The sequence below is a fragment of the Saccharothrix longispora genome (assembly GCF_031455225.1).
GTDB lineage: Bacteria > Actinomycetota > Actinomycetes > Mycobacteriales > Pseudonocardiaceae > Actinosynnema > Actinosynnema longispora.
Window position 1 is genome coordinate 7,096,153 of record NZ_JAVDSG010000001.1, and the last position, 23,971, is coordinate 7,120,123.

Annotated in this window: 19 protein-coding genes; 7 read left to right on the top strand and 12 right to left on the bottom strand. The window is 74.4% G+C overall.

Annotation, left to right across the window (positions count from 1 at the left end; genetic code table 11):
• Positions 1-175 precede the first annotated feature (175 nt).
• On the bottom strand, positions 176-1,216 hold the full coding sequence (locus J2S66_RS30740; protein WP_310311445.1) for an ADP-ribosylglycohydrolase family protein: 1,041 nt from the start codon (positions 1,214-1,216) through the stop codon (positions 176-178).
• A gap of 218 nt (positions 1,217-1,434) precedes the next feature.
• Between J2S66_RS30740 and J2S66_RS30745 the strand changes: the two genes are divergently transcribed.
• The gene (locus J2S66_RS30745; RefSeq protein WP_310311447.1) at positions 1,435-4,227 is read left to right on the top strand and encodes an AfsR/SARP family transcriptional regulator; all 2,793 of its coding nucleotides are present in this window, start codon (positions 1,435-1,437) and stop codon (positions 4,225-4,227) included.
• 172 nt (positions 4,228-4,399) lie between these two features.
• Here J2S66_RS30745 and J2S66_RS30750 read toward each other — a convergent pair whose 3' ends face one another.
• From J2S66_RS30750 to J2S66_RS30780, 7 genes are all read right to left on the bottom strand, one after another.
• Positions 4,400-5,173 carry an SGNH/GDSL hydrolase family protein gene (locus J2S66_RS30750; RefSeq protein WP_310311449.1) on the bottom strand — a complete coding sequence of 258 codons (774 nt, stop codon included), beginning with the start codon at positions 5,171-5,173 and terminating at the stop codon, positions 4,400-4,402.
• 241 nt (positions 5,174-5,414) lie between these two features.
• Entirely contained in the window at positions 5,415-6,413 is a 999-nt protein-coding gene (locus J2S66_RS30755; RefSeq protein ID WP_310315200.1) for an N-acetylglucosamine kinase, read from the bottom strand.
• Positions 6,414-6,427: 14 nt separating this feature from the next.
• Entirely contained in the window at positions 6,428-7,714 is a 1,287-nt protein-coding gene (locus J2S66_RS30760) for a 6-phospho-beta-glucosidase (RefSeq protein WP_310311451.1), read from the bottom strand.
• On the bottom strand, positions 7,711-8,580 hold the full coding sequence (locus J2S66_RS30765; protein ID WP_310311453.1) for a carbohydrate ABC transporter permease: 870 nt from the start codon (positions 8,578-8,580) through the stop codon (positions 7,711-7,713). Before J2S66_RS30765 ends, J2S66_RS30760 begins: the two co-directional genes overlap by 4 nt.
• On the bottom strand, positions 8,577-9,569 hold the full coding sequence (locus J2S66_RS30770) for a carbohydrate ABC transporter permease (protein WP_310311455.1): 993 nt from the start codon (positions 9,567-9,569) through the stop codon (positions 8,577-8,579). The genes J2S66_RS30765 and J2S66_RS30770 overlap by 4 nt, the downstream gene beginning before the upstream one ends.
• The gene (locus J2S66_RS30775; protein WP_310311457.1) at positions 9,566-10,894 is read right to left on the bottom strand and encodes an ABC transporter substrate-binding protein; all 1,329 of its coding nucleotides are present in this window, start codon (positions 10,892-10,894) and stop codon (positions 9,566-9,568) included. The genes J2S66_RS30770 and J2S66_RS30775 overlap by 4 nt, the downstream gene beginning before the upstream one ends.
• Positions 10,895-10,909: 15 nt before the next feature.
• On the bottom strand, positions 10,910-12,139 hold the full coding sequence (locus J2S66_RS30780) for an ROK family transcriptional regulator (protein ID WP_310311459.1): 1,230 nt from the start codon (positions 12,137-12,139) through the stop codon (positions 10,910-10,912).
• A 125-nt stretch (positions 12,140-12,264) separates the two neighbouring features.
• On the opposite strand from J2S66_RS30780, the gene J2S66_RS30785 reads away from it, so the two are divergent.
• Positions 12,265-12,906 carry a DUF3159 domain-containing protein gene (locus tag J2S66_RS30785; RefSeq protein ID WP_310311461.1) on the top strand — a complete coding sequence of 214 codons (642 nt, stop codon included), beginning with the start codon at positions 12,265-12,267 and terminating at the stop codon, positions 12,904-12,906.
• 166 nt (positions 12,907-13,072) lie between these two features.
• On the opposite strand, the gene J2S66_RS30790 is transcribed toward J2S66_RS30785, so the two are convergent.
• The 3 genes from J2S66_RS30790 to J2S66_RS30800 form a co-directional block, all read right to left on the bottom strand.
• Positions 13,073-13,522, bottom strand: coding sequence for an NUDIX domain-containing protein (locus J2S66_RS30790; protein ID WP_310311463.1), 450 nt, complete (start codon positions 13,520-13,522; stop codon positions 13,073-13,075).
• A gap of 19 nt (positions 13,523-13,541) precedes the next feature.
• Positions 13,542-14,474, bottom strand: a complete 933-nt coding sequence (locus J2S66_RS30795; RefSeq protein ID WP_310311465.1) for an N-acetylglucosamine kinase — start codon at positions 14,472-14,474, stop codon at positions 13,542-13,544.
• 79 nt (positions 14,475-14,553) lie between these two features.
• Positions 14,554-17,796, bottom strand: coding sequence for a S8 family peptidase (locus J2S66_RS30800; protein ID WP_310311467.1), 3,243 nt, complete (start codon positions 17,794-17,796; stop codon positions 14,554-14,556).
• Between the two features lie 115 nt (positions 17,797-17,911).
• On the opposite strand from J2S66_RS30800, the gene J2S66_RS30805 reads away from it, so the two are divergent.
• The 4 genes from J2S66_RS30805 to J2S66_RS30820 are packed head-to-tail and all read left to right on the top strand — an operon-like array spanning position 17,912 to position 21,727.
• Entirely contained in the window at positions 17,912-18,766 is an 855-nt protein-coding gene (locus tag J2S66_RS30805; protein ID WP_310311470.1) for a fumarylacetoacetate hydrolase family protein, read from the top strand.
• On the top strand, positions 18,766-20,070 hold the full coding sequence (locus J2S66_RS30810) for an enolase C-terminal domain-like protein (protein WP_310311472.1): 1,305 nt from the start codon (positions 18,766-18,768) through the stop codon (positions 20,068-20,070). Before J2S66_RS30805 ends, J2S66_RS30810 begins: the two co-directional genes overlap by 1 nt.
• Positions 20,067-20,819 carry an SDR family NAD(P)-dependent oxidoreductase gene (locus tag J2S66_RS30815; RefSeq protein ID WP_310311474.1) on the top strand — a complete coding sequence of 251 codons (753 nt, stop codon included), beginning with the start codon at positions 20,067-20,069 and terminating at the stop codon, positions 20,817-20,819. The genes J2S66_RS30810 and J2S66_RS30815 overlap by 4 nt, the downstream gene beginning before the upstream one ends.
• Positions 20,816-21,727, top strand: a complete 912-nt coding sequence (locus J2S66_RS30820) for an aldo/keto reductase (protein WP_310311476.1) — start codon at positions 20,816-20,818, stop codon at positions 21,725-21,727. Before J2S66_RS30815 ends, J2S66_RS30820 begins: the two co-directional genes overlap by 4 nt.
• Before the next feature lie 27 nt (positions 21,728-21,754).
• Here the strand turns inward: J2S66_RS30820 and J2S66_RS30825 are convergent, their stop codons facing one another.
• Complete coding sequence (locus J2S66_RS30825; RefSeq protein WP_310311478.1) at positions 21,755-22,429, bottom strand: FadR/GntR family transcriptional regulator; 675 nt, start codon at positions 22,427-22,429, stop codon at positions 21,755-21,757.
• 274 nt (positions 22,430-22,703) lie between these two features.
• Between J2S66_RS30825 and nagA the strand changes: the two genes are divergently transcribed.
• On the top strand, positions 22,704-23,840 hold the full coding sequence (gene nagA, locus J2S66_RS30830) for an N-acetylglucosamine-6-phosphate deacetylase (protein WP_310311480.1): 1,137 nt from the start codon (positions 22,704-22,706) through the stop codon (positions 23,838-23,840).
• The last annotated feature ends 131 nt before the right edge of the window (positions 23,841-23,971 follow it).

Genomic DNA, 23,971 nt, shown 5'->3' on the forward strand with positions numbered 1-23,971 from the left:
AGGTGGGCCGCCTGTGACCGGTCGCGTGCGCCCTGCTACGGTTCCACCACGGGTTTTCCCGCTCCACGGCAGGTCAGCCGGATTTCGCGCTCGGGGCGTGCTCCAGTGCGGACCGCGTGGAGAGCCGGCCTCGGTCGCACGCATTCGGGAACGTGCGTGCCGAGGCCGGCTTTTCCTACGCGTACCGGCTGTGGTCGAAGTCCAGACCGGTCACCGAGCGCCCCAGGTCCGAACCCAGTTGGGTGAGCAGGTCCACCAGTTCGAGGCCGGCCAGCCAGTCGCGCGGCAGCGCGGCGGTGCCGTGCAGCGCGCCCAGGAGGTTGCCGGTCAGCGCCGCCGTCGCGTCGCTGCCGCCCGAGTGGTTGGCCGCCGCGCGCAGGGCGTCCACGAAGTGCGCCCGCTTCGGGTACACCAGCACCGTGTGCACGGCGATGGCCAGCGCCTCCGGGCCGGTCCAGCCGCTGCCGAGCCGGTCGACGCGCACCGACTCGAAGCCCAGCGCCCGGTGCTCCTCGGCGAACACCACGGCCCGGTTGAGCGTGTTCGCGGTGTACGGGTCGTCACGCAGCACCCGGCCGATGACCTGGTCCACGGCCTCCCGGAACGGCCTTCCGCGCACCGCGAGCAGGTGGACGAGCAGCGCGAACGCCCCGCCGGACACCCAGCCGCCGGTGCCGCCGTGGGTGAGCGCGGCGAACCGGCAGCCCAGGTCGTAGGCGATCTCGGCGCTCGGCGCGAACCCGGCGGGCGCGGTGCGCGTCACGCCGTTGCAGCCGGACGACTCGTTGTGCGGCTCCTCCGGCGTGGGCGGCGTGTCGGCGGCGAGCGCGCGCAGGCACGTCAGGCCGGGGGACCGGCTGGAGTACAGCCGCTCGTCGCCGATCAGCCCCGTCGTGCCGGGCTCGGGCGCGGCGAACTGCTGGGTCAGCAGCCACCGGCGGTAGCTGTGCCACACGGTCTCGATCGGCTCCCACTCGCCGGTCGCCCGCCCGCGCACCCACGCCCGCAGGTAGCCGTCCGCGGTGAACAGCGTGAGCTGCGTGTCGTCGGTGACCAGGGCGGGCCGCGGCGGTTCGAGCACGCCCTCCGGTCCGTGGTCGCGCTGGATGTCCGTCCAGCCCAGGTACTGGACGGGCGCGCCCAGGGCGTCGCCCAGCGCACCGCCCAGCAGGCAGGCGGCGCCCCGGTCGACCACGCTCATCGCCTCGCGCGGCACTTGCCCTCCTGCACTCGCCCGGAACCCGACCGGCGTCCAGGACTTCGGCCGGGACTGTCGGGGCCAGAACCCTAGCCGTCGCGGTCGCGGCCGGATCACGGGAGCACGCTAGTTGAGCACGCAACATCTACTCACAGGTATCCACCGGGTGTCGGGACGCACCTGATCCAGTGACCGAGCCGTGAGCCAGTGGCGATCAGCGCGAGGCGGGGAGGGGCATGGCCGACCGGGGCAGGAGCGGGTTGGAGTTCGGCGTCCTCGGGCCTTTGCAGGTGCTAGCGGACGGCCGGCCGGTCGTCATCGGCCGCAAGGGGATGCGGGGCCTGCTGGCCATGCTGGTGCTGCGGGCCAACCGGGTCGTCCCGATCGACGAGATCGTGGACAGCCTGTGGGTGGACGACCCGCCGGCCACCGCCCGGACCATCGTGCACGGGTACGTGTCGCGGCTGCGGCGGATGCTGGAGCAGGCCGACCCGACCGGTTCGGCGCGCATCCTGACCACCCCGCCCGGCTACCAGCTGGCGGTGGACCCGTGGCGGCTGGACTTCCACCGGGCGCGGCAGCTGGTGTCGTCGGCCCGGGGGAAGCCCGCGCCCATCCGGGCCCGGCTGCTGCGCGAGTCGCTGGGCCTGTGGCGGGGACCGGTGCTGGTGGACGTGCCGGGCGAGCCGGTCACCACCGACCTGGAGGAGCTGCGGCTGGCCGCCGTCGAGGAGCGCGTCGAGGCCGAGTTGGAGCTGGGCCGCCACCTGGAGCTGGTGGGCGAGCTGCGGCAGCTGGTCACCGAGCACCCGTTCCGGGAGCGGCTGGTCGACCACATGGTGCGGGCCCTGTACCGGTCGGGGCAGCGGGCCGACGCGCTGGAGGCGTACCAGCGGTTCCACCGGCGCGTGGTGGACGAGCTGGGCATCGACCCCGGTCCCGGCCTGCGGCTGCTGCACGAGCAGGTGCTGCGCGACGACCCGTCCCTCAGCTCGCCCGGCGTCGCCGAGCAGGTCGTGCCGCCGCGCGTCGGCGTGGTCGTGCCCGCGCAGCTGCCCGCCGCGGCCACCGGGTTCATCGGCCGCGACGAGGAGCTGGCCTGGCTGGACCGGCTGTGCGACGCGCGCGACCCGGCGGCGACCACGATCGCGGTGGTCAACGGTGCGCCGGGCATCGGCAAGAGCGAGCTGGCCGTGACGTGGGGGCACCGCCGGGCCGGGCAGTTCCCCGACGGGCTGCTGTTCGCCCCGCTCAACGGGTTCGCCCCGGACCGGGAGCCGGTGGAGCCGCCCGAGGTGCTGGCCCGGTTCCTGCTGGCGCTGGGCGTGCCCGCGGACGGCGTGCCGCGCGACCTGGGCGACCGGGTCGGCCTGTACCGGTCGGTGCTGGCCGGGCGGCGCGTGCTGGTGGTGCTGGACGACGCCTGGGACCCGGAGCACGTGCGGATGCTGCTGCCGCCCGGCGCCGGGTCGGTCGTGCTGGTCACGTCGCGCCGCCGGCTGGAGTCGCTGGTGGTCAGCAACGGCGCCCGGATGCTGACGCTGGACACGCTGACCGAGGCCGAGTCGGTGCGGCTGGTGGACGAGGTGGTCGGCAAGCCGGTGTCCGACCGGGAGCCGGTGGCCACCCGGATGCTGGTCGAGCTGTGCGGCAACCTGCCGCTCGCCCTGCGGATCGCGGCGGCCAAGCTGATGTTCAGTCCGGAGTGGACGGTCGAGGACCTGGTCGCGCGGCTGTCCGACGACGACTCGCGGTTGCGGACCCTGGACCTGGCCGACAGCGGTGTCGGGGTGGGGCGCGCGCTCGCCGTGTCCTACCGCAACCTGCCACCGGAGCTGGCGGAGGCGTTCCGGGCGGCCGGGGTGGTGCCGGGCCGCTGGGTGAGCCCGCACGCCATCGCCGCCGTGTGCGGCGTCGACCCGGGCACGGCCGCCGGGCTGCTCGCCGACCTCGCCGACGCGCACCTCGTCGTCGAGCAGTGGCGTGGCGGGTTCGTGCTGCACGACCTCGTGCGCCTGTACGCCCGCGAGGTGCTGGGGGAGCACGAGCGCGACGGCGCGCTGCGCCGCCTGATGGAGCACTACCTGGCGGCGTGCGACCACGCCCGGCGGCTCATCCGGCCCGTGTCGGACGGGCTGGACTTCACCGGCTCCACGTCGGCGCGGCCCACCACCGCGGCGCAGGCGCTGTCGTGGTTCGACGAGGAGTGGGCCAACCTCACCGCCCTGGTGCACGCGGGCGCCGAAGCCGGCCTGCACGAACAGGTGTGGCGGCTCGTGCGGCTCGTGCACACCTACTGCGTGACCAGGCTCGTCGGCCGCCAGTGGCACGCCGTCGCCGAACTCGGCCTCGCCTCCGCGCGGGTGGTCGGCGACCGGCGCGGCGAGCTGCTCGTGCTGCACGCCGCCCAGGACGTCGACAACCGCACCGGGACGCCGCGCGGCGGCCTGGAGCGGGCCGAGTCCGCGCACCGCCTCGCCGTCGAGCTGGGCGACCCGCGCCACCTGGTGATGGCGCTGGACAAGCTGGCGCTCGCGCTGCGGGCGGAGGGGCGTGCGACCGAGGCCCTGCGGCACCACCGGGAGGCCGTCGAGACGGCCCGCCGCGAGGGCGACGCGGTCAACGAGGCCACCGTGCTGAACAACCTCGCGCAGACCGAGCAGCGGCTGGGCCGGTACGACACCGCCGCCGAGCACCAGGTGCAGGCGGTGGAGCTGTACCACCGCAACGGCGACGAGCGCGCCTACGCGGTCGCGGTGAACAACCTCGCCGAGCTGTACGCCGAGCTGGGGTTGATCGCCGACGCCGAGGAGCACGCCCGGCAGGGGGTCGAGCTGGCCCGCGGCGGGTCCATGCAGTTCGAGGAGGCGTTCGGCCGGCAGGTGCTCGGGTCCGTGCTGGCCAAGCGGGGCGAACGCGTCGCGGCGCAAGCGGAGCTCGCGGAATCGCTTCGGCTGTTCGAACGCCTCGGCTCGCCCCGGGCGATGTTGGTCCGAACGGCGCTTGAAGCGTTGACCACCGGGGTTTAGTCGGTGTTTAGCACGATGCGGCCCGATCGTGGGAACTTTGAACAGCGCTGATCAGGTCAGTCGTGTCAGCGCGCGGGTGGCTCTTGGGAGGGGGAACCCAGGGGGGACGGCCACCCGACCCCGGCTGGGGCGGCGTTCGGGGGAGAGCGCCGGCCCAGCCGGTGGTGCGTCGCTAGCGGTGGTCCGCGTGGACCGGGGTCAGCTCCGGGCGCTTCGGGGCCAGGCCGTCGCCCATCGACCCGCCGCGCAGCCGCCGCCCGATCCACGGCACCACGTGCTCCCGCGCCCACTTCAGGTCCTGCCGGCGCTGGGTCATCCAGGCCTCGCCCGCCAACGGCGGCCACGCGGCGTTCCACTTGTCCTCGGGCGTGAGGCCCAGCACCTCGGCGGCCCGCAGGGCCACCCGGCGGTGGCCCTCGGGGGACAGGTGCAGCCGGTCCTCGCTCCACGCGCGCCGGTCGTGCAGGACGGTCATCGACCACAGGTCGACCACCCGGCAGTGGTACCGGTCGGCCACCGACCACAGGTGGCTGTTGTAGACGGCGATCTTGCCGCGCAGCGAGCGCAGCAGCGGCGTGTGCTTCGTGTCGAAACCGGTGAAGATGAGCACCTCGGCGCCCGCGGCGCGCAGGTCGGCGACCGCGATCTCGTAGACCTCGGCCACCGCGTCCGGGTCGCTGCCGGGCACCATGATGTCGTTGCCGCCCCCGCAGAACGTCACCAGCTTCGGCTTGAGCGCCACCGCGAGCGGGATCTGCTCGTCGACGATCTCCTGGAGCATCTTGCCCCGGATCGCCAGGTTGGCGTAGCGGAAACCCCGCCGGTGGGCGGAGATCATCGCGGCCAGGCGGTCCGCCCATCCCGCGTACGTGCCGTTCGGCGCCGGGTCGTCCAGGCCCTCGGTGAAGCTGTCGCCCACGGCGACGAGGCTGTCCAGATCCTGCATCGTGCCTCCCCCTCCGCGCGGCACCCCCGTGACCGCGCACGACAGCATGCAACGCCATCCCGCTCCCGCGCCACCAGCGGTTGGTGACCCTGTCACCAAAGCGTCACCCAACGGTGTGAACCAATGTCGGCAATGGGTGATTCACCAGGTTCAGGACCCGTCGGGTGCGTCGCAGATCACGCCGAGGAGGGGTACCGGTGCGCGAGGCCGGCCGCCGCCGGACGACCCCGCGCACCGGGGCTCACCCGCCGGCGACCAGGTGGGCCGGCGTTCCGTACGCGGTGCGCAGCCGCGGTTCCGCGCCCGGCGCGGCACCCAGCGCGTCCAGGCCGAGCAGCGCGGCGCCGACGACCGGCGGCACGTCGACCACGCGCACCCGCACCGCGGGCGCGGCGGCCCGTAGCCGCTCCTCGACCGCGTCCACGACCCGCCGGCCGGTACCGGTCAGCACGCCGCCGCCCAGCACCACGTCCACCGGCTCGTCCAGCAGCGCGAGCCTGGTCAGCGACACCCGCGCCAGCAGCACGACCTCCTCCACGAGCCGGTCCACGACCGACCCGGCCACCGCGTCGCCGGCCGCCGCCACCTCGAACAGCAGCGGGCACAGGGCGTGCGGGTCGAACTCGACCCGCTCGAAGTGCAGCGCCTCCACCACCTCGGCCAGCGTCGCCGTGCCGTAGTGCGCGAGCAGTGCCCCCACCAGCGCGGTCGGCTCGCCCCGGCCGTCCTCGGCGCGCACCGCGTGCCACAGCGCCTCGGACCCGAGGTGCCCGCCGCCGCCCCAGTCGCCGGAGATGCGGCCCAGCGCAGGGAACCGGTGCGTGCGACCGTCCGGCGCGACGGCCACGCAGTTGATGCCCGCGCCGCACACCACGGCCACGCCGACGCCGTCGGACGTGCCCGCCCGCAGCAGCGCGAACGTGTCGTTGCCGACGACCGTGGTCGCCGACCAGCCGCGCGCCTCGATGGCCGCGCGCAGCTCGTCCTCCTCCCGCGGCAGGTCGGCACCGGCCAGGTAGGCGGCGGTGTGCGCGGCGATCGGCCCGTCCGGCGGCAGCCCCGCCCGGCGGGCCACCTCGCGGGCCAGCCCCTCGAACACCTCCAGGCTGCGCTCCAGGCCGATGTTCTGCGGTGACGCGCCGGGGCCGCGCACCTGCGCGAGCACCCGCCCGGTCACGTCGACCAGCGCCATGGCCGTCTTGCTGTTCCCGCCGTCGACGGCGAGCACCCGCTCCGTCACCGCGCCCCGCTCCGTCACCGCGCCCCCTTCGCGCCGGCGCCCCTCGCCCACGGCAGGAAGTCCGCGTTGCGCGCCACCAGCTCGTCGGCGAGCCGGTCGGCCACGGCGTGCTGCCCGACCAGCGGGTGCGCGAGCAGCGCGTCGGCCACCCGGTTCCGCCCACCGTTCAGCGCCGCGTCCAGCGCCAGCTGCTCGTACGCCGTGACGTGCGCGATCAGCCCCGCGAACGCGGGCGGCACGGGCGGCACGGGCAGCGGCGCGGCGCCCCCGCCGTCCACCGCGGCCGGCACCTCGACCACCGCGTCGTCGGGCAGGAACGGCAGCGCGCCGCCGTTGCGCACGTTGACCACGTGCCGCTCGGCGCCGCCCCCGCCGGTCAGCGCGTGCACCAGCCGCACGGCCGCCTCCGAGTAGTACGCGCCGCCGCGCCGCGACAGCTGCTCGGGCTTGGTGACGACGGCCGGGTCGGCGTAGACGCCCAGCAGCTCCTCCTCCACCCCGGCCACGACCTCGGCGCGCGGCGGTTCGACGTGCTGCCGCCGCACGACCTCGTCGTGCTCGTAGAAGTACTTCAGGTAGTACGACGGCACCGCGCCCAGCCTGCGCACCAGCGACCCCGGCAGGCCGACGTGCCCGCCCAGCGCGTCGGCGTGGTCGGCCAGCAGCTCGGGCAGCCGGTCGACGCCGTCCACGAACACACCGGTCTCCCAGCTCAGGTGGTTGAGCCCGACGTGCCCCAGCCGCACCGAGTCCGGCGGCACGCCGAGCAGCCCGGCCGTCCACCGCTGGAACGTGATGGCCACGTTGCACAGCCCCACGGCCCGGTGCCCGGCCTGCAACAGCGCCCTCGTCACGATGCCGACGGGGTTGGTGAAGTCCACGATCCACGCGTCGTCACCCGCCACCCGCCGCACCCGGTCGGCGATGTCCAGCACCACCGGCACGGTCCGCAGCGCCTTGGCCAGCCCGCCCGCGCCGGTCGTCTCCTGCCCGACGCAGTCGCACACCAGCGGGAACGTCTCGTCCGACGCCCGCGCCGCCTGCCCGCCGACCCGCAGCTGGAGCAGCACGGCCGACGCGCCGTCCGCGCCGCGCTCCAGGTCGGTGGTCGTGGTGACCCTCGCGGGGTGCCCGGCGTGCGCCAGCAGCCGCCGCGAGAACGCCCCCACCACCTCCAGGCGGCCGACGTCCGGGTCGACGAGCACGACCTCGTCCACGGCGAGGCCCACCCGCCGCCCCGCGATGCCGTCGATCAACTCGGGCGTGTACGTGGACCCGCCCCCGACAACGGTGAGTTTCACCCTTTGACTCCAGTGAACGTGATGCCCCGGACGAACGAGCGCTGCGCGAAGGCGAACAGCACGATCGCCGGGAGCATGATGAGCAGCGTGACGGCCATCGCCAGGTTCCACTGCACGTGGTGCATCCCCTTGAACGAGGCCAGCGCCAGCGACAGCGTCCACTGGTCCGGCACCTCGCTCGTGTAGAGCAGCGGTCCGAAGTAGTCGTTCCACGTGTAGAGGAAGCAGAACAGCGCGGTGGCCGCGATGCCGGGCCGCGCCATCGGCACGACCACCCGCACCAGCGCCTGGAACTCCGAGCACCCGTCCACCCGCGCCGCGTCCACGTAGGACCGCGGGATGGTGAGGAAGAACTGGCGCAGCAGGAAGACGGAGAACGCGTCGAACAGGAAGTACGGCACGATCAGCGGCCACAGCGAGCCGGTCAGGCCCAGGCTCGACCACGTGTCGTACAGCGGCACGGCGACGACCTGCGGCGGGAGCATCATCGCGCCCACCACGAGCAGGAACGCGACGTTCCGCCCGCGCCAGCGCAGCACGGCCAGCGCGTAGGCCGCCGGGATCGAGGACAGCAGCATCCCCGCCGTGGCCAGCAGCGAGTACAGCAGGCTGTTGCCCAGGTACTCCAGCAGCGGCGCCCGCTCGAAGACCTCCGCGAAGTTGCCCCAGTGCCACTCGCGCGGCCACAGGTCCTTCGTGAACGCCTGGCCGTCCGACATCACGGCGGTGAGGAGCACGAACACGATCGGCAGCGCGAACATCAGCGCCAGGGCCAGGCCCAGGCTGTGCACCGCGACCCAGTGCAGCGCGCCGCGCCAGTCGCGGGGCCGCCGCGGGGCGGGCGGGCCGAGCACGGCGGTCGTCATGCCCCAGGCCCCCCTTCCTCCTGGTGGGACGCCCTGCGCAGCCGCTGCACGAGCAGCGCGGTCGCCGCGAACGACACGACGAACAGGACGGTCGCCATCGCCGCCGCATAACCCATGTCGAAGTAGCGGAAGCCCTGCGTGTACAGCCACACCGGGAACGTCAGCGTCGAGTTCTCCGGGAAGCCCAGGTTCTTCGTGCTGCCCGTGACGTCGGCCGACCCGCTGGCCGCCGACCCGGCCACGACGGCCTGGGTGAACAGCTGGAGCGCCAGGACGATCGAGTTGACCACGCCGAACACCAGCACCGGCGAGATGGTCGGCAGCGTGATGTGCCACCACCGGCGCAGCGCGCCCGCCCCGTCCAGCTCGGCCGCCTCGTGCTGCTCCTTCGGCACGTCCAGGACCGCGGCCAGCATGATGATCATCAGGTCGCCGGACACCCACAGCATCACCAGGGCGATGCCGGGCTTCGACCACGCCGGGTCCGCGAACCACAGCGGGCCCTCCACCCCGAACCAACCGAGGAAGGTGTCCACCGGCCCGTCGTTCGGGCGCACGAGCAGGAAGAACACCAGCGTGGCGGCCACCGGCGGGGCGAGCGAGGGCAGGTAGCACAGGGTGCGCACCAGGCCGACGCCCGACCGGAGCCGCGCGACCACCGACGCCACGCCCAGCGCGAACGCCACGCGAGCGACCGTCAGCACGACCACGAACCACAGGGTGTTGTGGACGGCCGTGCGGAACAGGTCGTCGGAGAACATGTAGGCGTAGTTCGCCAACCCGATCCACTCGGGCGGGTTGATCAGGTCGTACCTGGTGAACGAGAACGCGACCGTGGCGACCAGCGGGTAGCCGAAGAACAGCAGGAAGCCCAGGCCCGCGGGTGCCAGGAACGCCAGGACGGTGAGGCGGTGCCGGGTCCGCGAGCGGGACCGCCCCGGTGCGGGGGCGGTCCGCGCCACGTCCACGCGGTCGAGCGCGGCCGTCACTTGCCGGACTTCGCGATCTGCTCGTCGATCCGCCGGTCCACGTCCTCCAGCCCGGCCATCAGGTCGGTGACCTTGCCCGCCTGCCACGACGTGGCGAAGTCGCCGATCGCCTTGATGTGCGCGTCGCCGATGGGCGTCACCGGGTTGCCCTGGAGCTTGCCGGACTTCGCCAGGTCGACGAACGTCCTGAAGTTCTCGTCCACCTCCAGCCGCGGGTCGTCGAGGGCGGCCTTGGTGCTCGGGATGTTCTTGATGCCGTTGGCGAGGTCCACGATGGTGTCGGTGTCGAGCGACAGGTGCTTGATCAGCTCCCACGCCGCGCCGGGGTTCTTCGCGCCCTTCGGGATGCCCATGATCGTGCCGGTGGTGAAGCCGATGCCGTACAGCTCGGGCTTGATCGTCGGGAACGGCGCGGTGCCGAAGTCGAGGTCCGGCGCCTGGTCCTCCAGGAACGCGGTGCGGTACTCGCCGTCCATCATCATGGCGATCTTGCGCTGGTGGAACGCGTGGTCGGTGGAGTACTCCTGGCCGAGGCCGGCGCGGAACCGCTCCAGCTCGTCGTAGCCGTAGAAGTCCACCAGCTCCTTCTGGAACTCCAGCATCGCGGCCCACTCGGGGCTCGCCAGGCCGGACCTGCCGTCCGGGGTCTCCCACTTCGCGCCGAAGTTCGGCGCCCAGATCGGCGGTCGGTTGGCGTAGAACAGCATCGTGGGCAGGAAACCCGCCACCTCGATCGACCCGTCCGGCGCCTTCCTCGTGGTGCGCTTGGCGAAGTCGAGCAGCTCGGCCGTGGTCCTCGGCGGCGCCGTGATGCCGGCCTCGGCCAGCATGTCCTTGTTGTAGTACAGCCCGTACACGTCGCTGAGCATGGGCATGGCGCAGCGGTTGCCCTCGTACTCGGTGTAGGAGCGCACGGCGTCCGGGATCTGGCCCAGGTCCACCCCGTCGCGCTCGACGTAGGGCTTCAGCTCCTGGAACGAGCCCGACGAGCAGAACTGGCCGATGTTGTCCGTGGTGAACGACAGCGCGACGTCCGGCGGGTTGCCGCTGCGGATGCCGGCGGTGATCTTGTCGTCGTCCTGGCTGCCCTGGTGCTCGACCTCGGCGTTCGGGAACTTCTCCGTGAAGCTCTCCAGGGCCTTGGTGACCTCGTCCTGCTCCCGCCCGGAGTAGTTGCTCCAGACGGTCAGCGAGAACTTCTCGTCGGCACCGGGGGCCGCCGCCGGCCCGGACCGCCCGGCGTCCCCGCCGGAGCCCGCCGCGCAGGCGGTCAGGGACACCGCCGCGGCCACGCACAGCAACGTCGCGCGGTGGAGCTTGCGCATGTGCTCTCCTTCATCTCAACGTGCGGACGTCGGCGCGCTCCGCTCCTCGTCGTGCCGGCGCGGTGCGCGGAAGGGTTCGGTCGTGGCGGCGGGCAGGCCGAACACCTGTTCCCTGGCGACCGACAGCGCGGAGTGCAGTGCGCCGGAACGCACCGGTTTCCCGGTCACCAGGGCGAGTTGGACGGTGGTGCGGGGCACCACCAGGCGACGCAGTTCGGCGGCGACGAGGTCGGCCAGCACCGTGCCGCCCGCCTGCGCGACGTCGCCGGCGAGCAGCACCAGCTCGGGGTCGAGCACGGTGACGACGTTGGCGACGCCGGTGGCGACGCGGCGGGCGAGGTCCACCAGGAACTCGCGACCCGCCGGCCCCTCGCCGAGGGCCTTCTTCACGGCGGCCAGGCCGGTGCGCGCGGACACGCCGTGCGCGCGGGCCAGCTTGGCGATGGCGGCGCTGTCGAGCAGGTCGCCGTAGCGGCTGCCCACGCGGCCCGCGCCCGTCTCGGCGTGCGCCTGGTCGGGCACGCGCATGGCGTCGATCTCGCCCGCGCCGCCCGTGGCGCCGCGCAGCAGCACGCCGTTGACGACGACCGCCGCGCCCACCGCGTCCGCGGGCCACAGCAGCACGAAGTCCCGCACGCCGACGGCGCGGCCCGCGATCATCTCCTCCAGGGCCACCAGGTTCACGTCGTTCTCGACGGTGACCGCGGTGCCGAGCAGGGCCCGCAGCTCCTCGGGGATGTTCCGGTCGTTCCAGTCGGGCATGTGCGGCGCGTAGTTGAGCCGGCCGGTGCCCGGGTCGACCGCGCCGGGGCTGCCGACGACCACGTGGTGCAGGGCGTCGGTGGTCAGGCCCGCCTGGGCGGCGGCCTTGGTGACCGCGTGGTGGAACGCCTCCAGCACGCCCGTGCGCGGCATGGGCGCCCGGTGCTCGGTGAGCGTGGCGCCGGAGATGTCGGCGATCGCGATGTCGATGGTGTCCGGGGTGAGGTCGACCGCGGCGACGTGCGCCAGCGCGCCGTTGACCGTCCACAACTGCGCCCGCGGTCCGCGCCCGCCGCCGCGCAGGCCGTTGCGCAGCACGGTGCCCCCGGTCTCCAGGCGGGTCAGCAGCTGGGCCGTGGCGGGCTTGGAGAGGCCGATGATCGCCTCCAGCTCCGACCTGGTCAGCGGACCGTTGCGGAGCAGCGCCTCGATGGCGGCGCGGTCGTTGATCTCGCGCAGCAGGCTCGGGCTCCCGGCTCGCATCGGCGCTCCTGTCTGTTAACTTTCCAGACGATTTCGTGCGACCGTAGTGACGGGCACCACGCCCGGTCAATGGCCTGAGACGGGTCCGTTACCTGGGTTAGGCTCGCCTAAGGCACCCTGGAGGCATGACCGACACCCGTCAGGAGTCCCTGGCCCACCTGCTGGGCGGACGCGGTGGCGCTCTGGACGCCTCGCTGCCGCCGGCGGCGTTCGTCCTCGGGTGGTTGCTCGGCGGGCACTCCGTCGCGTGGGGCGCGGGCGCGGCCGTGGCGTGCGGCCTCGTCGTGGGCGTGGTGCGCGTGGTGCGCGGCAGCCGGCCCGGCGCGCTGCTGGTGTCGGTGGGCTTCGTCGTGCTCGCGGCGTACGTCGCCCTGCGGACGGGCCGGCCGGAGGACTTCTTCCTGCTCCAGATCTTCCTCAACGCCGCGTCGGCGCTGCTGTGGGCGGCGTCCATCGTGGTCCGCTGGCCGCTGCTCGGCGTCGTGGTGGGCCTGGCGACCGGCCAGAGGTTCCGCTGGCGGCGCGACCCGGACCTGATGCGCGCCTACCGCATCGCCTCCTGGCCGTGGGTGGGCCAGTACCTGCTCCGCGTCGTCGTCTTCGGCGCGCTCTGGCTGGCGGGCCAGGTCGTCCTGCTGGGCATCATGCGGGTGGCCCTGACCTGGCCCCTCCAGGTCGCCTGCATCGCCGTCTCCTGGTGGATGCTCCGCCGAGCCCTTCCCGCCGACCACCCCGGCCTGCGCCACCCCCGCCTGCCCCGCCCCTGACCCGAGAGTCCAACCCCCAGGTCGCGCGAGTCGTACGTTCAGGACCTCTGAGTTCTACGTTCGCGACGCGCCCGCCGGCCTGGACGTACGACTCGCGCGGCCTGGACGTACGACTCGCGCGACCTGGACGTACGACTCGCGCGACCTGGGGGGTGGACTCTCGCGGTCAGGTGGGGGTGGTTATCAGGGGTACGTGGGCGGGTTGGGTGTGCGGGGGGAGGTCGTCGGGGGCGAACCAGCGGGCTTCCAGGATCTCGAACGGGTCGACGCGGAGGGTTCCCCCGACCAGGACGGCCTCGTAGGCGACCTCCACGCGCAGCCGGTAGCCGCTGGTCAGCCGGACCAGGCGGCCGACCTCGACGTCCAGTCCGGTCTCCTCCTTCACCTCGCGGACCACGGTGCGGGTGAACTCCTCGCCGCGCACCGCGAACCCGGTCGGCAGGCCCCACTGCCGGTCCTCGGGCCACATCCGGTGGCGCAGCAGCAGCACGCGCCCCTCACCGTCGCGGACGACCCCCGTCACGCCCACCATGAACTTCGCGCGCGTCAACCACAGGACGCGCCACTGGACGGGACCGCGGAGCGACTTCCACAGCCGGGCGACGAATCGGTGCACGCCGTGGATCATGCCCGGTTCAGGCGGGCCGGGGCGCGCCTTCGCCCACCACCTCGACCGCCGCGAGCCACGCCGCACCCGCCGCGCCCTCGGTCGCCACCAGCACCGGGGCCGCGCAGCGCGCGGTCAGCTCCCGCTTGAGCCGCTCGCTCAACGGCGTCGCGTGCACCAGGCCGCCCATCAGCACGATCGGCGTCCCGTCGGCGGGCAGCCGGGTCGCCGCGGCGAGGTCCACCAGCGACCGCACCGCCCCGTCCACGAACCCTGACGCCACCGGCGACGTGGCCGCGTGCTCGGTGACCAGCGGTGCGAAGCGGGCCAGCTCGACCGGCGCGGACGCGTTCGCGGCCGTGACGAGTCGACGCCACCGGTCGCGCGGCGCACCCCCGGGCACGCCGGCCCGCCGCAGCACGGCCGCCGTGAACGCGTCGAGGTCGTCGCGCTCCAACGCCGCCAGCGCGGCCCGCACCGCCTCCCGGCCCAGCCAGAACGCCGACCCCTCGTCACCGAGCAGCCAGCCGTAACCGCCCGTGGTGGACACCAGCTCGTGCCCCGCGATCCGCGCCGCGATCGACCCCGTGCCGGCGACCAGGACGGTGCCGTCCGGCGACGACGAGCCCGACGCGAACGCCGCCTCGCAGTCCGTGACCACCCGCATGGGGCAGCGCAGGCCCGCTCCCGCCCACGCCGCCTCGAACAGCGCCGCCACGGCGGGCTCGGTCAGCTTGCTCGACCCGGCCATGCCCAGCACGCCCGCCTCGACCTTGCCCGCGTCGAGCCCGTCGAGCGCCGCGGTGAGGGCCTGGCCGACGTGGGCCGCCGCGACCTCCGGCGGGTGGGAGTTCGGGTTCGCGCCGCCCGCCACCCCCGCGCCCAGCCGCGTGCCGTCGAGGTCGAGCACCAGCGCCCGGGTGCTCGTGCCGCCAGCGTCCAGACCGACCACGAAGCCCATCGGCCGAGTATGCCGAGGGAGCCTCGGGCCCGGCACGCCCAACCGGGTTGTGCCGGACCTGGCTCTCCGTGACCTCGGGTCAGCCCGCCGGCAGCACCTGGGCCCGCCGGCCGGACGCGTTGTGGTGGTGCAGCAGCAGGAGGCCCTTGCCCAGCGCGCGCCGCACCTCCAGCTCCGCCCCGTCCTCCGCCGCGAACGTCAGCCCGCCGGTCACGGCGGTGCCCGGCTGGAGCGGGTCGAACGCCATCGGCTCGCCCTCCACCCGGTCCACGTACTCGTCGGCGTCGCCCGGCGCGGTGTACTTGCCCGTCGTGCCCACGGTGTAGGTGATCGGCGCGGACGTGCCGTTCGGGTCGATCCCCAGCGCCGCCAGCGTCACCGGCAGCACGACCACGTCGCTGTCCATCAGGTTCGTGTCCACGTCGCCGTACTGGCCGTTGAGCGGCAGCTCCGACACCACCTCGCCGTCCGACACCCGCTTCGCCGCCGAGTACCAGACATCGGCGGTCACCGAGCCCTGGGCGTCGGTCGGCTTCGCCGCCTCCACGGTGAAGTCGTGCACGCCGTCGCCGGTCGTGTCGATCCGGACCTCCGGGGTGTTCGTCACGCCGAGCGTCACCCAGTCGTGCCAGGTGGCGATGCCGAACGCGAGCAGCGCGCCCTCGCCGGGGCCGGTCGACGCGACGCCCGCGTACCGCAGGTCACCGCCCTTGGCGGTGCGGTTGAGCGCGCAGTCGGTCTTCACCTCGTCCGCGCAGTCGGGCAGCTCCGGGCTCGTGCCGCCCAGCTCGAACACGCTCACCAGCGACCGGTACGCCTCATCGCCCTCGCCCTGGTCGAGCCCCCGGCCGCGCAGCCGCAGCACGTCGCCGTCCTGCACCGCCTCGACGTCGGCGACCGGTTTGGGTGCCGCGTGCACGGGCACCCGCAGCAGCCGGCCCGACGAGCGGACGAGCAGCCGCCCGGACGCCTCGGCGAGGAACTGGCGCGGCACGTCCGCCTGCGTCTTCGCGAGGGTCGGGTCGGCGGTCTTGCGCAGCTCCGCCGGTCGCACGCGCAGCGTGACCTTCGCCGTCCCCTCCCCGTTCGGCGGGATCCGGAGCGTCGGCGGCCACACCTCGAAGCGGGTGCCCGGCACCTCGGTCGCCGGCTGGTAGGACAGGCCCGCGGTGCGCCACGAGGACGACTTGTTGACCACCCGCACGGTCCGGCTCACCGACAGCGGTTCCGCCGCCTCGACCGGGCCGAACGCGACGCCGACCGCGCCGGGGTGGTCCTCGACCATGGCCAGCAGGTCCGCGGCGAGCGCGTCCGCGGTGTCCACCCGGCCCGCGCCGACCCGCATCGGCGCCTCGGGCGTGCCGGTTCCGCGGTCGTCGCCGTCGGTCACCACGCCGCCGGCCGTGTTCATCACGGCGGCCTTGACCTCCTCCACGGTCCAGTCGGGGTGGGCCTGGCGCAGCAGGGCGACGATGCCGGCCACGTGCGGCGCGGACATCGACGTGCCGCCCCTGCTCACGCCGCCGTTGCCGGTGCCGGTGTCGGCGGAGAAGACGGTGTCGCCGGGCGCGGCCACGTCGGGTTTCGCGGCGACCGGCCCGCGCACGCCGCGCGACGACGACGGGGTCATCGTGTCGGCGATCGACGGCGTCGTGGTGGGCACGGCGGCCCGCAGCGCGCCGGTCATCCGGACCCGCAGCGCGCCCCCGGCGAGGCCGGGCCGCACCGCCTCGGTGGCTTCGGCGGTCAGCTGGAACACGGGGATGGCGGCGTTGCCCGCGATGCCCGCCTTGAACACGTGGCTGGTCGCGGGCAGCAGCACGCCCGCCGCGCCGGCCGCCTGCGCGTGGTCGGTGCGCGCGCCGGAACCGCACCGGCGCGTCGCGTCGTCCTCGTCCCACTCCAGCCACGCGTAGCGGCCGGTCAGGTCCTCGGTGATCGGGTCGCAGCCGTCGAGGTTGGCCTGGTCGGCCAGCGCCACCGCGGGCAGTTCCCGGTCCAGCGCCGGGTAGTCGGTGTAGGCGACGCTGTACTGGCCGGGCCGCCGCACGCCGTCCGCCTCGATGCCGTCGAGCACGGTGAACGCGTCGCGCGTGTTCGCCACCGCCAGCGCCTCCGGGGCGTTCGCGGGGGAGCCGCCGACGTCGTAGAAGTCACCGCCGTTGCCCGCCGAGGCGACCACGGCCACGCCGTGCTCGACGACCTTGCGCACGAACAGGTTGTCCGGGTCGTCCTGGGCGCCGTAGTCGGTGCCCAGGGACAGGTTGACCACGTCGAGGTGGTCGGTGAAGTCGCCGTCGCCGTTCGGGTCGAGCGACCAGTCCAGGGCCTGCGACACGAGGTCCGTCGCACCCGTGCAGCCGAACACCTTCAGCGCGTAGAGCTGCGCCTTCGGCGCGGTGCCGGGGCCGATGCGCATGGCGTCGAGGTCGTCGGGGGTCAGCTCGCCGTGGTCACCGGTGAACGTGGTGCCGTCGGCGTTCTCGCCGAGCCCGGCGGCGGTGCCCGCGACGTGCGTGCCGTGGCCCTGGCAGTCCATCGGGTTGGGGTCCGGCTTCGGCGTGGCCGTGGCGGGCTCGTTGGCGTCGTAGTCCTCGCCGACGAAGTCGTGGCCGCCGACGACCTTCGCGGTGGGCGTCCACGGCGCGGTGCGGTCGACGGCGTCGTGCGCGGCGACCGTGCCGGGCCCGCCGAAGTCGGCGTGCGTGTAGTCGATGCCGGTGTCGACGATGCCGATCCGCACGCCGTCGCCGAGCAGGCCGGTGTCGCGCCAGGCGCGCACGGCCCTGGTCAGCCGCACCGCGCCCGAGTTCTGCACCACCTTCGGCACGGTCGGCCGCACCGACTTCACGCCGGGCAGGGCGACCGCCTCGCGCAGCGCCGCCGCGTCGGCCGTGACGACGACGCCGGGCACCGCGTTGCGGGTGGTGGCGACCTCGCGGGCGCCCGCGTCCCGGTCGCGCAGCGCGTCCAGGACCCGCGCGGCCCGGTCGTCGGTGTCCGCGCGGGCGGCGCGGGCGGCGGCGGCCGGGTCGCCGAGGCCGCGTTCCCGCTGCTCGCCGTACGCCTCCGCGGCCGGGGTGGTGGCCAGCTCGACGAACGCGGTGACCGCGCCGGTGGCCCGCGCCAGGTCCGCGCCGACCGGGCCGGGCCCGCCGGTGGCCGGTTCGGTGGGGGACGCGTGGGCCGCCTGGCGACCGTTCGGTGGCACGGGCCGCGCCGGGGTGCCGCCCGTGTCCTCCCGCGCGGACGCGGGCACGACGACGAGCGAGGCGATCAGGGCGACGGCGGCGGATGCCCACACCGCGCGGTGGTGGTTCATCGGGACCTTTCGTGGGCGGGATTCATCGGACCAATTACCGACCCGGCTCTGGACAGTGCCGCGTCGGGAGCGCTATACACCCGACGTATCGACCGGTTGTCGAGGAGGACCTGCCGTGCAGCTGTTGCGTCTGGGACCACCGGGACGGGAACGCCCCGCCGTCCGCGCCGATGACGGCGTCACGTACGACCTGACCCCGGTGACGACGGACCTCACGGGCGAATTCCTAGCCGACGACGGCATCGCGCGGACCCGTGACGCGCTGGCGGCGGGCGAGCTCCAACCGATCGTGGTGGACGGCGTCCGGATCGGGCCCCCGGTGGCGGGCGTCGGCAAGGTCGTCTGCATCGGCCTGAACTACCGCGACCACGCGGAGGAGATCGGCGCGGCCATCCCGGCCGAGCCCGTCGTGTTCCTCAAGACCCCCGACACGATCGTGGGACCGCACGACGAGGTGCTCGTGCCGCGCCGCTCGGTCAAGACCGACTGGGAGGTCGAGCTGGGCGTCGTCATCGGCCGCACCGCCCGGTACCTGGAGACCGCGGAGGAGGCGCTGGCCTGCGTCGCCGGGTACGTCGTGTCGCACGACGTGTCCGAGCGCGAGTTCCAGATCGAGCGCGGCGGCCAGTGGGACAAGGGCAAGAACTGCGAGACGTTCAACCCGCTCGGACCGTGCCTCGTCCCCGCCGACGAGGTCGCCGACCCGCAGGCGCTGGGCCTGCGGCTGTGGGTCAACGGCACGCTCCGGCAGGACTCCTCGACCGCGAACATGATCTTCCCGGTGGCCGAGCTGGTCCGCTACCTCAGCTGGTTCCTCGTCCTGCGACCGGGCGACCTGGTCAACACCGGCACGCCCGCCGGCGTCGCGCTCGGGCAGCCGGAGCCGAAGCCGTACCTGCGCGCGGGCGACGTGGTCGAGCTGGAGATCGACGGCCTGGGCGGGCAGCGCCAAGTGCTCGGGCAGGCGTGATGGCCCGCATCACCGGGGTGGAGGTGGTGGACGTCCGGTTCCCCACCTCGCGCGACCGGGACGGGTCGGACGCGATGAACCCGGACCCCGACTACTCGGCGGCCTACCTGGTGCTGCGCACCGACGACGGCCCGGACGGCCACGGCCTGGTGTTCACCATCGGCCGCGGCAACGACGTGCAGGTCGCCGCCATCCGCTCCCTGGCCCCGCACGTGCTGGACCGCCCCGTGCCGGAGACCGCGGCCGACCTGGGCGCGCTGTACCGCGAGCTGGTGGGCGACTCGCAGCTGCGCTGGCTCGGCCCGGAGAAGGGCGTCGCGCACATGGCGCTCGGCGCGGTCGTGAACGCCGCGTGGGACCTCGCCGCCCGGCGCGCGGGCCTGCCGGTGTGGCGGTTCCTGGCCGGGATGTCACCCGAGGAGGTCGTGGGCCTGGTCGATTTCCGCTACCTGTCCGACGCGCTCACCCCGGACGAGGCGCTGGCCGTCCTGCGCGCCGCCGAACCGGGCAAGGCCGGGCGGGCCGCGGCGCTGGAGCGCGACGGCTACCCGGCGTACACGACCTCGCCGGGCTGGCTCGGCTACCCCGACGCCAAGGTCGAGGCCCTGACCAGGCAGGCGCTGGCCGACGGCTTCGACATGGTCAAGCTGAAGGTCGGCGGCGACCTGGCCGACGACGTGCGCCGGCTGCGGCTGGTGCGCGAGGTCGTCGGCCCGGACGTGCGGGTCGCGGTGGACGCCAACCAGCGGTGGGACGTGGGCACCGCCATCGGGTGGATGCGGGAGCTGGCCCCGTTCGACCCGTACTGGGTCGAGGAGCCCACCTCGCCCGACGACGTGCTGGCGCACCGCGCCATCGCCGACGCGCTGCGCCCGATCAAGGTGGCCACCGGCGAGCACGTGCCGAACCGGGTGGTCTTCAAGCAGCTGCTCCAGGCCGGCGCGGTCGACGTGGTGCAGCTCGACGCGTGCCGCGTCGGCGGGGTCAACGAGAACGTGGCGATCCTGCTGCTGGCCGCGAAGTTCGGCGTGCCGGTGTGCCCGCACGCGGGCGGCGTGGGGCTGTGCGAGCTGGTGCGGCACCTGGCGATGTTCGACTTCGTCGCGGTGTCCGGCACCACCGACGACCGGGCCGTCGAGTGGGTGGACCACCTGCACGAGCACTTCACCGACCCGGCGGTGGTGCGGGGCGGCCGGTACGTGGCGCCGGTCGCGCCCGGCTTCTCCGCCGAGCTGGTGCCGGCGACCCTGGCGGACTTCCGCTACCCCGACGGTCCGGTGTGGACGGAACTGGAGGCGCGATGAGCGAGTTCGAGGGCCTGGTGGCGGTGGTGACCGGCGGTGCGTCGGGCATCGGCCTGGCCACCGCGCGGCTGCTGGCCGCGCGCGGGGCGGTGGCGGTCGCGTTCGACGTGGACACCGGGGTGGGGCCGCCGCTGCACGGCGTGCGCTGCGACGTGACCGACGACGCGTCCGTCCGGGCCGCGGTGGACGCGGTGGTGGAGCGGTTCGGCCGGCTCGACGTGCTGGTGAACAACGCGGGCATCGGCGCCCAGGGCGACGTGGCCGCGAACGGCGACGACGAGTGGCGGCGCGTGCTCGACGTCAACGTGCTGGGGATCGCCCGGGTGTCCCGGGCCGCGCTGCCGCACCTGCGCCGCTCGCCGGCCGCGGCGATCGTGAACACCGGGTCCATCGCGGCGTGGGCCGGCCTGCCGCGGCGCGCGGTGTACTCGGCCAGCAAGGGCGCGGTGCACGCGCTGACCCTCGCGATGGCCGCCGACCACGTGCGGGAGGGCATCCGGGTCAACGCGGTCGCGCCCGGCACGGCGGACACCCCGTGGGTCGGGCGGCTGCTCGACGCCGCGCCCGACCCGGCCGCCGAGCGGGCCGCGCTGGAGGCCAGGCAGCCGCACGGCCGGCTGGTCACCGCGGACGAGGTGGCGGGCGCCGTCGCCTACCTGGCGGGGCCGCTGTCCGGCTCCACCACCGGCACCGTGCTCGCGGTGGACGGCGGCATGCACGGGCTGCGGTTGCGCCCGGCCGGCTCGTGATCCCGCTGACGCGCCTGGGGGTCGGCGGCGGCCCCCTCGGCAACCTCTACACCCCCGTGTCCGACGAGGACGCGTTCGCCGCCCTGGAGGCCGCCTGGGACGCCGGGGTCCGCTACTTCGACACCGCGCCGCACTACGGGCTGGGCCTGTCCGAGCGGCGGCTGGGCGAGTTCCTCCGCGGTCGGCCGCGGAACTCGTTCGTGGTGTCCACGAAGGTGGGCCGGCTGCTGGAGCCGTCGTCGGCGGGTGGGGACGACCTGGCGAACGGGTTCGCGGTGCCCGCCACGTCCCGGCGGGTGTGGGACTTCGGGGCGGACGGCGTGCGGCGGTCGCTGGAGTCGTCGCTGGAGCGCCTCGGGCTGGACCGGGTGGACGTGGTCTACCTGCACGACCCCGACGACCACTGGGAGCGGGCCGCCTCCTCGGCGGTGCCCGCGCTGGTGTCGTGGCGGGAGCAGGGGATCGTGGACGCGGTCGGCGTGGGCATGAACCAGTGGGAGCTGCCCGCGCGGTTCGTGCGCGAGACCGGGGTGGACGTGGTGCTGCTCGCCGGGCGGTACACGCTGCTGGACCGGTCCGGCGCGCCGCTGCTCGACCTGTGCGCCGAACGCGGGGTGCCCGTGGTGGCGGCGGGGGTGTTCAACTCCGGGCTGCTCGTCGGCGGCGGCACCTACGACTACCGGACCGCGCCGCCCGCACCGGTGGCGCGGGCGCGGCGGGTCGCCGGGGTGTGCGAGCGGTACGGGGTGGCGCTGCCGTCGGCGGCGGTGCGGTTCCCGCTGCGCCACCCGGCCGTGGTGTCGGTGCTGGTGGGGGTGCGGACGGCGGAGGAGGTGCGGGCCAACGCGGCGGCGCTGTCGGCGGACGTGCCCGACGGGCTGTGGGAGGCGCTGGAGGAGCCGGCGTAACGCGGTCCCGCGCTCTCCGGGGCCGGCTCAGGTCAGGTCGGACAGCCACTGCTCGACGCCCGCCACGTGCACCGTGGACCAGGACCGGGCCAGCTCGGTCTGGCGGCCGGCCAGGGCGTCGACGATCGCCCGGTGCTCGGCGACGGTCCGCTCCACGGCCCCGCCCTGCGTGATGCCGCGCCAGATGCGCACCCGCACGGTGGGGCCGGCGAGCGTGTCGAGCAGTCGGGCGAGGTAGGCGTTGCCCGAGGCGCGGGCGATGGCGCGGTGGAACGCCAGGTCGTGCTCGACCAGCTCCTCGACCGACCGGGCCGCCTCGGCGGCGTCGCACAGGGCGCGCAGCGCGGCGACCTCCTCGGGGCCGACGCGCTGCGCCGCCATCGCCGCGGCGGCGGGTTCGAGGATGCGGCGGACCTGGAGCACCTCCAGCACCGAGTCCTCGCCGCGGTGCAGGTCGAGCACGAACGACAGCGCGCCGAGCAGGTCGTCGGCCCGCAGGCTGGACACGTACGTGCCGTCACCCTGCCGCACGTCCAGCACCCTGACCAGTGACAACGCCTTGACGGCCTCGCGCAGGGAGTTCCGGGACAGGCCGAGCCGCCCGGCCAGGTCGGCCTCGCGCGGAAGTCGGTCGCCAGGTTTGAGCTCGCCGGAGACGATCATCTCCTTGACGCGCAGGATCGCGTCGTCGGTCACTGCCACGGCGTCCTCGACTCGTCGGGTAGACCTCGGATGTCTGACGTCAAGTATGGGGGCATCGGGCGGGCCGTTCCCGACGACCCGCCAGTCCCGGTCCTTCCCGGCCTGTTCGCCGGATATTAACTGATCTTCACTCTATTCGGTTATCTTATAACCACGCGTGACGCCGTCCGCCGCTTGCGGTCATAATGGTCTGGACCATTGAGGAGGGACCTTGGACACGGTTGTCGCAGCTCCGCGAGCACTGCTAGGTCGCACCATCACCGGTCCAGCCAGCGTGCGCGTGCGCGCGGGCCGGATCGTCGAGGTCGTCCCGGGCGCGCCGCCCGAGGGCGCCGAGGTGCTGACCGGCGGCCTGCTCACCCCGGGCCTGGTGGACGTGCAGGTGAACGGGGCGGTCGGCGTCGACTTCGCCGAGGTCGACCCGGTGGGCATGGCGGCGGTGGCGCGAGCGCTCCCGCAGACCGGCGTGACCCGCTTCCTGCCGACCCTGATCACCGCGCCGGTGCCGGTCGCGATCCGGCAGGCCCGCGCCGTGCTGGCCGCCGCCGCGACCCTGCCCGAGCAGGCCGGCGCCAAGCCGCTCGGCGTGCACCTGGAGGGGCCGTTCCTGTCGCCGAAGCGCGCGGGCGTGCACGACCCGGCGCTGATGGTGGCGCCGGGGCCGGAGGTGCTCGACGAGCTGCTGGACGACGAGGTGCTGCGCCGCGCCCTGCGCATGGTGACCCTCGCCCCCGAGCAGCCCGGCGGCATGGAGGCGGTCCGCCGCCTCGCCGAGGCGGGCGTGCTGGTGGCGGTCGGCCACAGCGACGCCACCGGCGAGCAGACCAGGGCCGCCGCCGAGGCGGGCGCGCGCATGGTGACGCACCTGTTCAACGCCCAGCGCCCGCTCGGCCACCGCGAACCGGGCGTGCCCGGCGTGGCCCTGGTGGACGACCGCTTCACGCTCGGCCTCATCGCCGACCTGGCGCACGTGGGCCCGGACGTCTGCCGCCTGGTGTTCAACGCCGCGGGCCACCGCGTGGCCCTGGTGACCGACGCCGTCGCCGCCGCTGGCATGCCGCCCGGCCGCTACCAGCTGGGCGGCGCGGACGTGCTGCTCACCGAGGACGGCGTGCCGCGTTCGCCGGAGGGCACGATCGCCGGCAGCGCCCTCACCCTGGACCGCGCGGTGCGCAACATCGTGTCGGTCGGCGTGGCCGAGGCGGACGCCCTGGCGTCGGCGACGATCATCCCGGCGGACGCCATCGGCGAACCCACCCTCGGCCGCCTGGAGGCGGGCGCCGTGGCGGATCTCGTCTGGTGGGACGACGACCTCCGGCCCCGCAAGGTCTGGGTGGACGGCGAGGTGGTCTTCGACAGCTCGGTCGAACTGGCCCAGGCCTCGGTGGGTCTGGCCGCGGCGGGCCAGTAGCGGCCGTCGGCACGACGAAGAGGCCCGAGGGCTCGCGCCCCAGGCCTCTTCGTCGTCCCTGCCCCGCCCGAACGCAGAACCCACCGCTCCCGAACGCACGACTCGCCCGACCCGAACGCACGACTCGCCCG

What these genes read in the sequence shown, in the direction of transcription:
- J2S66_RS30750 (WP_310311449.1), bottom strand. Translation starts at nt 5,173, where the DNA reads ATGCAGGATCTGGACAGCCTCGTCGCCGTGGGCGACAGCTTCACCGAG.
- J2S66_RS30795 (WP_310311465.1), bottom strand. Translation starts at nt 14,474, where the DNA reads ATGGGCTTCGTGGTCGGTCTGGACGCTGGCGGCACGAGCACCCGGGCG.
- J2S66_RS30745 (WP_310311447.1), top strand. Translation starts at nt 1,435, where the DNA reads ATGGCCGACCGGGGCAGGAGCGGGTTGGAGTTCGGCGTCCTCGGGCCT.
- J2S66_RS30775 (WP_310311457.1), bottom strand. Translation starts at nt 10,894, where the DNA reads ATGCGCAAGCTCCACCGCGCGACGTTGCTGTGCGTGGCCGCGGCGGTG.
- J2S66_RS30815 (WP_310311474.1), top strand. Translation starts at nt 20,067, where the DNA reads ATGAGCGAGTTCGAGGGCCTGGTGGCGGTGGTGACCGGCGGTGCGTCG.
- J2S66_RS30785 (WP_310311461.1), top strand. Translation starts at nt 12,265, where the DNA reads ATGACCGACACCCGTCAGGAGTCCCTGGCCCACCTGCTGGGCGGACGC.
- J2S66_RS30800 (WP_310311467.1), bottom strand. Translation starts at nt 17,796, where the DNA reads ATGAACCACCACCGCGCGGTGTGGGCATCCGCCGCCGTCGCCCTGATC.
- J2S66_RS30780 (WP_310311459.1), bottom strand. Translation starts at nt 12,139, where the DNA reads ATGCGAGCCGGGAGCCCGAGCCTGCTGCGCGAGATCAACGACCGCGCC.
- J2S66_RS30765 (WP_310311453.1), bottom strand. Translation starts at nt 8,580, where the DNA reads ATGACGACCGCCGTGCTCGGCCCGCCCGCCCCGCGGCGGCCCCGCGAC.
- J2S66_RS30810 (WP_310311472.1), top strand. Translation starts at nt 18,766, where the DNA reads ATGGCCCGCATCACCGGGGTGGAGGTGGTGGACGTCCGGTTCCCCACC.